The 6,806-nt window shown below is 33.8% G+C and carries 8 protein-coding genes and 1 pseudogene; 4 read left to right on the plus strand and 5 right to left on the minus strand.

Annotation, left to right across the window (positions count from 1 at the left end):
* Positions 1-2: 2 nt before the first annotated feature.
* The 3 genes from SULYE_RS04625 to dcd form a co-directional block, all read right to left on the minus strand.
* On the minus strand, positions 3-362 hold the full coding sequence (locus SULYE_RS04625; RefSeq protein ID WP_007546998.1) for a hypothetical protein: 360 nt from the start codon (positions 360-362) through the stop codon (positions 3-5).
* On the minus strand, positions 363-1,913 hold the full coding sequence (locus SULYE_RS04630; RefSeq protein WP_007547000.1) for a 2-isopropylmalate synthase: 1,551 nt from the start codon (positions 1,911-1,913) through the stop codon (positions 363-365). It abuts the gene before it with no gap.
* Between the two features lie 311 nt (positions 1,914-2,224).
* Positions 2,225-2,767: a dCTP deaminase gene (gene dcd, locus SULYE_RS04635; protein WP_007547003.1), complete on the minus strand. Its 543-nt coding sequence runs from the start codon at positions 2,765-2,767 to the stop codon at positions 2,225-2,227.
* A 41-nt stretch (positions 2,768-2,808) separates the two neighbouring features.
* Here dcd and SULYE_RS04640 point away from each other — a divergent pair, with 41 nt between their 5' ends.
* The 4 genes and pseudogenes from SULYE_RS04640 (at position 2,809) to SULYE_RS04655 (ending at position 5,545) form a co-directional block, all read left to right on the plus strand.
* Positions 2,809-3,336: a YceD family protein gene (locus SULYE_RS04640; RefSeq protein ID WP_007547005.1), complete on the plus strand. Its 528-nt coding sequence runs from the start codon at positions 2,809-2,811 to the stop codon at positions 3,334-3,336.
* Positions 3,337-3,385: 49 nt separating this feature from the next.
* Positions 3,386-3,562, plus strand: coding sequence for a 50S ribosomal protein L32 (gene rpmF, locus SULYE_RS04645; RefSeq protein WP_007547007.1), 177 nt, complete (start codon positions 3,386-3,388; stop codon positions 3,560-3,562).
* Positions 3,563-4,624, plus strand: a complete 1,062-nt coding sequence (gene plsX / locus SULYE_RS04650) for a phosphate acyltransferase PlsX (protein ID WP_007547008.1) — start codon at positions 3,563-3,565, stop codon at positions 4,622-4,624.
* Positions 4,614-5,545, plus strand: a pseudogene (locus tag SULYE_RS04655) (beta-ketoacyl-ACP synthase III). Before plsX ends, SULYE_RS04655 begins: the two are co-directional and overlap by 11 nt.
* Positions 5,546-5,781: 236 nt before the next feature.
* Here SULYE_RS04655 and SULYE_RS04660 read toward each other — a convergent pair.
* Both SULYE_RS04660 and SULYE_RS04665 read right to left on the minus strand, forming a co-directional pair.
* Complete coding sequence (locus SULYE_RS04660; protein ID WP_007547010.1) at positions 5,782-6,264, minus strand: bifunctional nuclease family protein; 483 nt, start codon at positions 6,262-6,264, stop codon at positions 5,782-5,784.
* Positions 6,265-6,266: 2 nt separating this feature from the next.
* Positions 6,267-6,806: TRAM domain-containing protein (locus tag SULYE_RS04665; RefSeq protein ID WP_007547011.1), on the minus strand; the 540-nt coding region annotated here is incomplete at its 5' end.

Consider the following 6,806-nt stretch of genomic DNA (forward strand, 5'->3'; position numbering starts at 1 on the left):
TATTAATACTCTTGTATTTTAAGTATGGAACCATCTCTTGCTTCTATTTCTAAAACAGCATTTCCTTCAACCAAGCCAAGACTCTTTGGCTTAATATTTATATTTAAAGATACTTCTTTTTGATTATCAATACTTTGTTCGAAAACTTTAATTTTATGATTATTCTGGGAAATATATACTTTTAAATCTCTTATACCCGGCTTATCGTCTACGGCTTTAACTGATATAACAGCATTCTCTCCCAAAGACAAAGTTTTATTCAGTACTGTAATCTCAGGCTTTGAAAAGTTTATCTTTCCTAAGATGAATAAAACAACAAACCCTATTAGAATAAGTAGGATTAAAAATAAACTTTTTTTCATCTACACTCCTTCATTAATCTGCCTTGTTAAGAAAGATTTTCTTGCCATGTATTTGTTGTAAGCATCTATGTAAGCTTTAATACTTGCTTCTATTATGTCTGTAGATGTTCCTTTTCCGGAAGCTATATGCTCAGAATCTTCAAATCTGACAATAACTCTTACTTCACCCATTGCATCTTTACCTGAGCTTAAAGACCTAATAGTATAGTCCATAAGCTTTCCTTTTATGTTTAAAGCTTTTTCCAAAGCATTGAATGCACAGTCTATCGGACCATCTCCGCATGCAGTTGAGATTACCTCTTGTCCTTCCTTTTCTATTCTTACAGTCGCAGTTGGAATAACGTTATCACCACTGATTACATGGAAGTATTTTAATTTTGCTTCTTGGTCAAACTCTGAAAACTCTTCTAAGATTAAAGCTTCTATATCTTCATCAAATACTTCTTTTTTCTTGTCTGCTAGTTTTTTAAACTTTTGGAACAATGTGTCTATTTCGCTTTCCGATAAGGTTGTATAACCAAGCTCTTCCAATCTTGCTTTAAATGCATGTCTTCCGGAGTGTTTTCCAAGAACAATTTTAGATTTTGGCACACCAACATCCTCAGCTCTCATTATTTCATAAGTTTCTCTATGTGCAAGAATTCCATGCTGATGTATACCTGCTTCGTGGGCAAAAGCATTATCTCCAACAATTGCTTTGTTTGGTTGCACAAAACTTCCTGTAATTCTGCATAATAATCTGCTTGTCTTGTAAATTTCTTTTGTGTTTATAGTTGTATAAACATCTTTAAAGTAATCATGTCTTACTTTTATAGCCATTACAACTTCTTCAAGTGCAGCATTACCAGCCCTTTCACCAATTCCATTTATAGTTGCGTGAACTTGTCTTGCTCCATTTTTTACAGCAGAGAGGGAGTTTGCAACCGCTAATCCTAAATCGTTATGACAGTGAACGCTGATTACAGCCTTATCTATATTTGGAACGTTATTTTTAATATCAGCTATTAACTTTCCAAACTCTTCCGGAATAGCATAACCAACAGTATCAGGTACGTTTATCGTCTTAGCTCCTGCATCTATAACAGCTTCAAAAACTCTGTACAAAAACTCTCTTTCAGACCTAAAAGCATCTTCTGCAGAAAACTCAACATCATCTGTAAATTTTAAAGCATACTTTATTGCTTTTACAGCCCTTTCTAAAACTTCCTTCGGCTTCATTCTTAACTTATACTGCATATGAATAGGAGATGTTGCTATAAATGTATGAATTCTTCTGTTTTCTGTTGGAGATAGAGCTTCTCCTGCTTTTTCTATGTCCGACTCTAATGCCCTTGCCAAGGAGCAAACTTTTGCATTTTTCACTTCCTGAGCAACTCTTTTAATAGCCTCAAAATCTCCTTCGGATGCAGCAGCAAAACCAGCCTCAATAACATCAACACCAAGTTTTTCAAGCTGTAAAGCCATCTTTACTTTTTCTTCAACTGTCATTGAAAAACCAGGCGCTTGTTCACCATCTCTTAAAGTAGTATCAAATATAATCAACTTTTCCATTTTAATCCTCCATAAAGTTATAAAAAAACGTTATTAATAAAAGATAAAATATGATAACATAATGAGAAATTCAAGGAAAATGCACTATGTAAACTGCTTGTAAAAATCCACATCATCATTCTGAGCGAAGCGAAGAATCTCACGTTTTTCTTTTTAACCAAAAAATCAAAAGATGAATAAGATCCTTCAGCCTTCAGCCTCAGGATGACAAAGAAAGGTGAGCTTACAAAAATTTTAACAGCACTCTCAGATTCTTCACAGACTGTAGAATGACATTACTGTATGGTCTTTAGCTTTGATCAACGAAAACCTTAATCCCTATCTAAAAATATTCTTGATGCTGTTGTTCCTCTTTGACCTTGATACTTACCTCTATATGGTTTTTCTGACCTATCTTCCATTTTTGCGAAAACAAGCTGACAGATTCTCATTCCAGGATAAATTTTTATTGGAATACTGTTTGCATTGTAAAACTCTAAGGTTATGTTGCCTTCAAATCCAGCATCCACCCAGCCGGCATTTTCAATAAATAAACCAAGCCTTCCTAAGGAAGACCTTCCTTCTACAAATGCAGTCAAAAAGTCCGGAAGTTTTATATACTCTATCGTCGTAGCAAGAACAAACTGTTTTGGTTTGATGATAAACCCTTCTTCTGTGGCTATCTCTTTTATAAGCCTATTGGAAAAATAAGGGTCTCTTACATCTATTATTTCTATGTCTTCCGGATAAATCAAAAATTCATTTCCAAGTCTTAAATCAACAGAAGAGGGTTGGATTTGGATGTCATCAAGAGGATTTATCTCAAGTAAACCTTCGCTTATATATTTTCTAATTGTCTTGTCATTTAAAATCATTGTACTATATTATAACAAAATTTTTTTATGAGGTAGTTAAATTGAAAATATATTTAAACCTAAAAGAAGAGCTTAAAAAAGAACCTTTTAAAGAGCTTGAATTTGATATTCCAATGAATGAGTTGGATTTGCCACAAGAGTATATAGTAAAAGATGGACAAAGTGTATCTGTAAAATTACATTTACTTAAAGACAAAGATGGCTACGTTATCACGGCTATCTTCAACACGTCTATTTTAATGCACTGTGATAGATGTTTAACTGAGTTTTATCAACAGTTTAATGTTTGTGAAAGTATTTTATTTACAAAAAAACACCCAAAACATCAGGAACTTTCAGAGGCTGAATTATATTCTGAATACTTAGAAGATGAGGAAAAATTTGACGTGTATGATTTCATCAGAGAGGAAATCCTTGTAAACACTCCGATGAAGCTTCTTTGTAATGAAGATTGCAAAGGTTTGTGTCCTTACTGTGGAGCGGATAAGAATGTTGAGCAATGTGATTGTGAAGAGAAAATGAGAAGAAAGTTGTCTCCTTTTGCTAAATTAGAGTCTCTTAAATCTTAAATTTTTGATATAATATATCCTTTAAAATTGAAAAAAGGAGGCTTACAATATGGCAGTACCTAAGAGGAAAAAATCTAAAGCAAAAACAGCTATGAGAAGAGCACAATGGAAATTAAAAATGCCCGGACTTTCTATCTGTCCTGAGTGTGGTCAGCCAAAAGCTCCTCACAGAGTTTGCTCCCACTGTGGATATTACAAAAACAAAGAGGTCATTGAGGTTGTATAAGTGTTTATAGCTTTAGACGCAATGGGAGGAGATTATGCTCCTCTCTGTAATATTAAAGGTGCAATAGAGTTTGCAAAAGAGTATAAAATAGGTGTATATTTAGTAGGAAAGAAGGAAGTATTAGAAGAGGAAATAAAAAAAAATAATCTTTCAATAGAAAATCTTCCGATTCAAATCATAGATGCTCCTGAAGTCATTGAAATGCACGAATCTCCATCCATAGCTCTAAGAAAGAAAAGAAGCTCTTCTATGCATATTGCAGGGAAATTAGTCAGAGAAGGTAAAGCTCAGGCTTTTGTGTCTGCCGGAAATACCGGTGCTGCAATGAGCATAGGAAAGTTTATTATTGGAGCTGCAGAAGGAATAGAGAGACCGGGTATAGCAGTGGCATTTCCAAACAAAAAAGGAAAAAGAACTGTACTGATTGACGTTGGTGCCAATGTAGACAGCAGACCAAGACATCTGTTATATTTTGCAGTAATGGGTCATACTTATGTCAAAGAAATACTTCAAACATCTGATAATCCAAAAGTAGGAATTTTAAGCATCGGAGAGGAAGAAGGAAAAGGAAACGAACTTGTAAAAGATACATATCCACTACTTAAAATGACTAAACTAAATTTTGTTGGAAATGCAGAAGGTAGAGATATTTTCACCGGAGATTTTGATGTTATTGTTTGTGATGGATTTGTAGGGAATGTTGTATTAAAAACAAGTGAAAGCCTTGGAATGATTATTCTTGAAATGATAAAAGAAGAAGTAGAAAAAAGCCTCATATCTAAAATTGGTGCAGCATTAATGTTACCTGCTTTAAAAAGATTTAAGAAAAAAGCAGATTTTACGGAATACGGCGGTGCTCCTTTGCTTGGCACTAAGGGAACATGCATAATCACCCATGGAAGAGCAGATGAAAAAGCTATAAAAAACGCATTACGATTTGCTTCTGAATTTGTAAATCACGATTTTAACAAAAAACTCCTTGAAAATATTAACACTCTAATTCCTCAAGAGCTGATAAAAGGAAAAGAAGAAGAAGTTTATGGAGAAAATAATGTCCAGTGAGATAAAAGGCATAGGAATGTATGTTCCTGAAAGAGTTTTAACCAACCATGATTTAGAAAAAATCCTTGATACATCGGACGAATGGATTTCAACAAGAACCGGGATAAAAGAAAGAAGAATAGCAGATGAATGGGTTAAGGCAAGCGACCTTGCTTTTCACGCATCAAAAGAAGCTATTGAAAATGCAGGATTAACTCCAAAGGACATAGACATTGTAATTGTAGCAACGTCTACTCCGGACAATATATTTCCTTCCACGGCTTGTATATTAGCCGATAAACTTGGATGTAAAAATCCAATGGCTTTTGATTTTTCAGCTGCTTGTAGCGGCTTTATATATGGCATTACAATAGCGGATAGTTTTATAAAATCCGGGAAAGCTGAAAATGTTCTTGTAGTTGGAAGTGAAGTTTTTTCAAAAATAATCGATTGGGCTGACAGGACAACTGCAGTACTATTTGGTGATGGTGCCGGTGCTGTTGTTATTTCCAAATCTAACTCTTCGAGTGATATTTTATCAACAGTAATGAAGTCTGATGGTTCTTATGGTCATCTTTTACACTGTCAGGTTGGCGAGAAGCTGAGAATGCAAGGAAGAGAAACTTTTAAACAGGCTGTTAAATCTATGGAAACTGCTTGCTTAAAAGCATTACAAAAAGCCGGGATAAATAAAGAAGATATTAAGTTAGTAATTCCTCATCAAGCCAACATACGAATCATTCAAGCATTGGCTGAAAATTAGAATTACCGTTAGAAAAGGTTTATAGCAATATTCATAGATACGGAAATACAAGTGCTGCATCCATTCCAATTGCTATGTATGAAGCTTACAAAGAAGGAAGGTTTAATAAAGGAGATTATATTCTTTTAACTGCTTTTGGCGGTGGATTAACTTGGGGTGCAGCAGTAATTAGATTTTAAAGTATTTTTCAAAAACATTGTTGGATGAAAAATTATGAAATACTTCGTACGGCTTTAGAATAAGAGATTTTTATTTTCTTTGTTATCCAGCAGCGTCGTGAAGTATCTTATTCTTTAATGTTTTTTAAAAAGAAAGAAAAAATAAATTCTTCGCTTCGCTCAGAAAGACATCTGTAATAATCCTTTCTTTATGTTTATCGAACAATCTTTTCCTGTTATATGAAGGCTTTAGCCTTTTAGAATTCTATATTTTTCTCAAAATCCTCTGGCTTTAGTGATTCTATCCATTCTTTTAGGTCTTCTTCGTCAATTTTTTCTTTTTTGCCATTATTAGCTTCAGCTAAAACCTCTTCTGAAACCAATATTGGACATCCAGACCTTAGAGCAATGTTTATAGCATCACTTGGACGTGCATCTATTTCAACAGTTCTACCTTCCTTGTCTCTTAAGATGATTGAAGCATAATAAGTATTATCTTTTAAAGTATGGATTATTACATTTTCAACGGATGTTGAGAGTGAGTTTAAGATGTTTGTAAATAAGTCATAAGTTAGTGGTCTTGGATAGGTCATTGATTCCAAATGCATAGCAATTGAGTTTGCTTCAAATACTCCAATCCAAATTGTTAGAATTTCATCATTTTCTTTGCCTTTTAATAACAACACAGGCATGTTTGTTATTGGGTCTAATGTAATACCTTGGACTTCCATCTCAACCATAATTAATCGCCTCCAATTATACTTCCTTCTAAGGAAAATCTATTTACTTTTTCAATTTTTACATTTACTAATTTTCCTAAATACTCCGGACTTCCTTCCGCATAAACAAGTTTATTAGTCCTTGTTCTGCCTACCAACTTATTCTCTTGATTTATCTCTTCTACCAAGATTTCAACTATTTTATCTTGATATCCAAGATTCTTTTTAAAAGTTATATCTTTTTGTAAATTTATCAAGTCATTTAAACGTTTTGAAAGCTCTTCCGGCGACTCTGTCATTGGTAAATCCGCTGCCGGGGTTCCTGGTCTTGGTGAATATTTAAATGCAAACACTTGGTCATACTCTACTTCTTTTATTACTTTAACTGTTTCCAAATAATCTTCGTAAGTTTCTCCCGGAAATCCAACTATGATATCAGTAGACAATGCTATATTTGGAATGTATTTTTTAAGCAATTCTATTTTTTGCAAGTACTCTTTTTGAGTATATCCTCTATCCATTGCTTGCAATATTCTGTCTGAACCTGCCTGAATTGGTAGATG

The organism is Sulfurihydrogenibium yellowstonense SS-5, assembly GCF_000173615.1.
Classification (GTDB): Bacteria; Aquificota; Aquificia; order Aquificales; family Hydrogenothermaceae; genus Sulfurihydrogenibium; species Sulfurihydrogenibium yellowstonense.

What these genes read in the sequence shown, in the direction of transcription:
- SULYE_RS04625 (WP_007546998.1), bottom strand. Translation starts at nt 362, where the DNA reads ATGAAAAAAAGTTTATTTTTAATCCTACTTATTCTAATAGGGTTTGTT.
- SULYE_RS04630 (WP_007547000.1), bottom strand. Translation starts at nt 1,913, where the DNA reads ATGGAAAAGTTGATTATATTTGATACTACTTTAAGAGATGGTGAACAA.
- dcd (WP_007547003.1), bottom strand. Translation starts at nt 2,767, where the DNA reads ATGATTTTAAATGACAAGACAATTAGAAAATATATAAGCGAAGGTTTA.
- rpmF (WP_007547007.1), top strand. Translation starts at nt 3,386, where the DNA reads ATGGCAGTACCTAAGAGGAAAAAATCTAAAGCAAAAACAGCTATGAGA.
- SULYE_RS04660 (WP_007547010.1), bottom strand. Translation starts at nt 6,264, where the DNA reads ATGGTTGAGATGGAAGTCCAAGGTATTACATTAGACCCAATAACAAAC.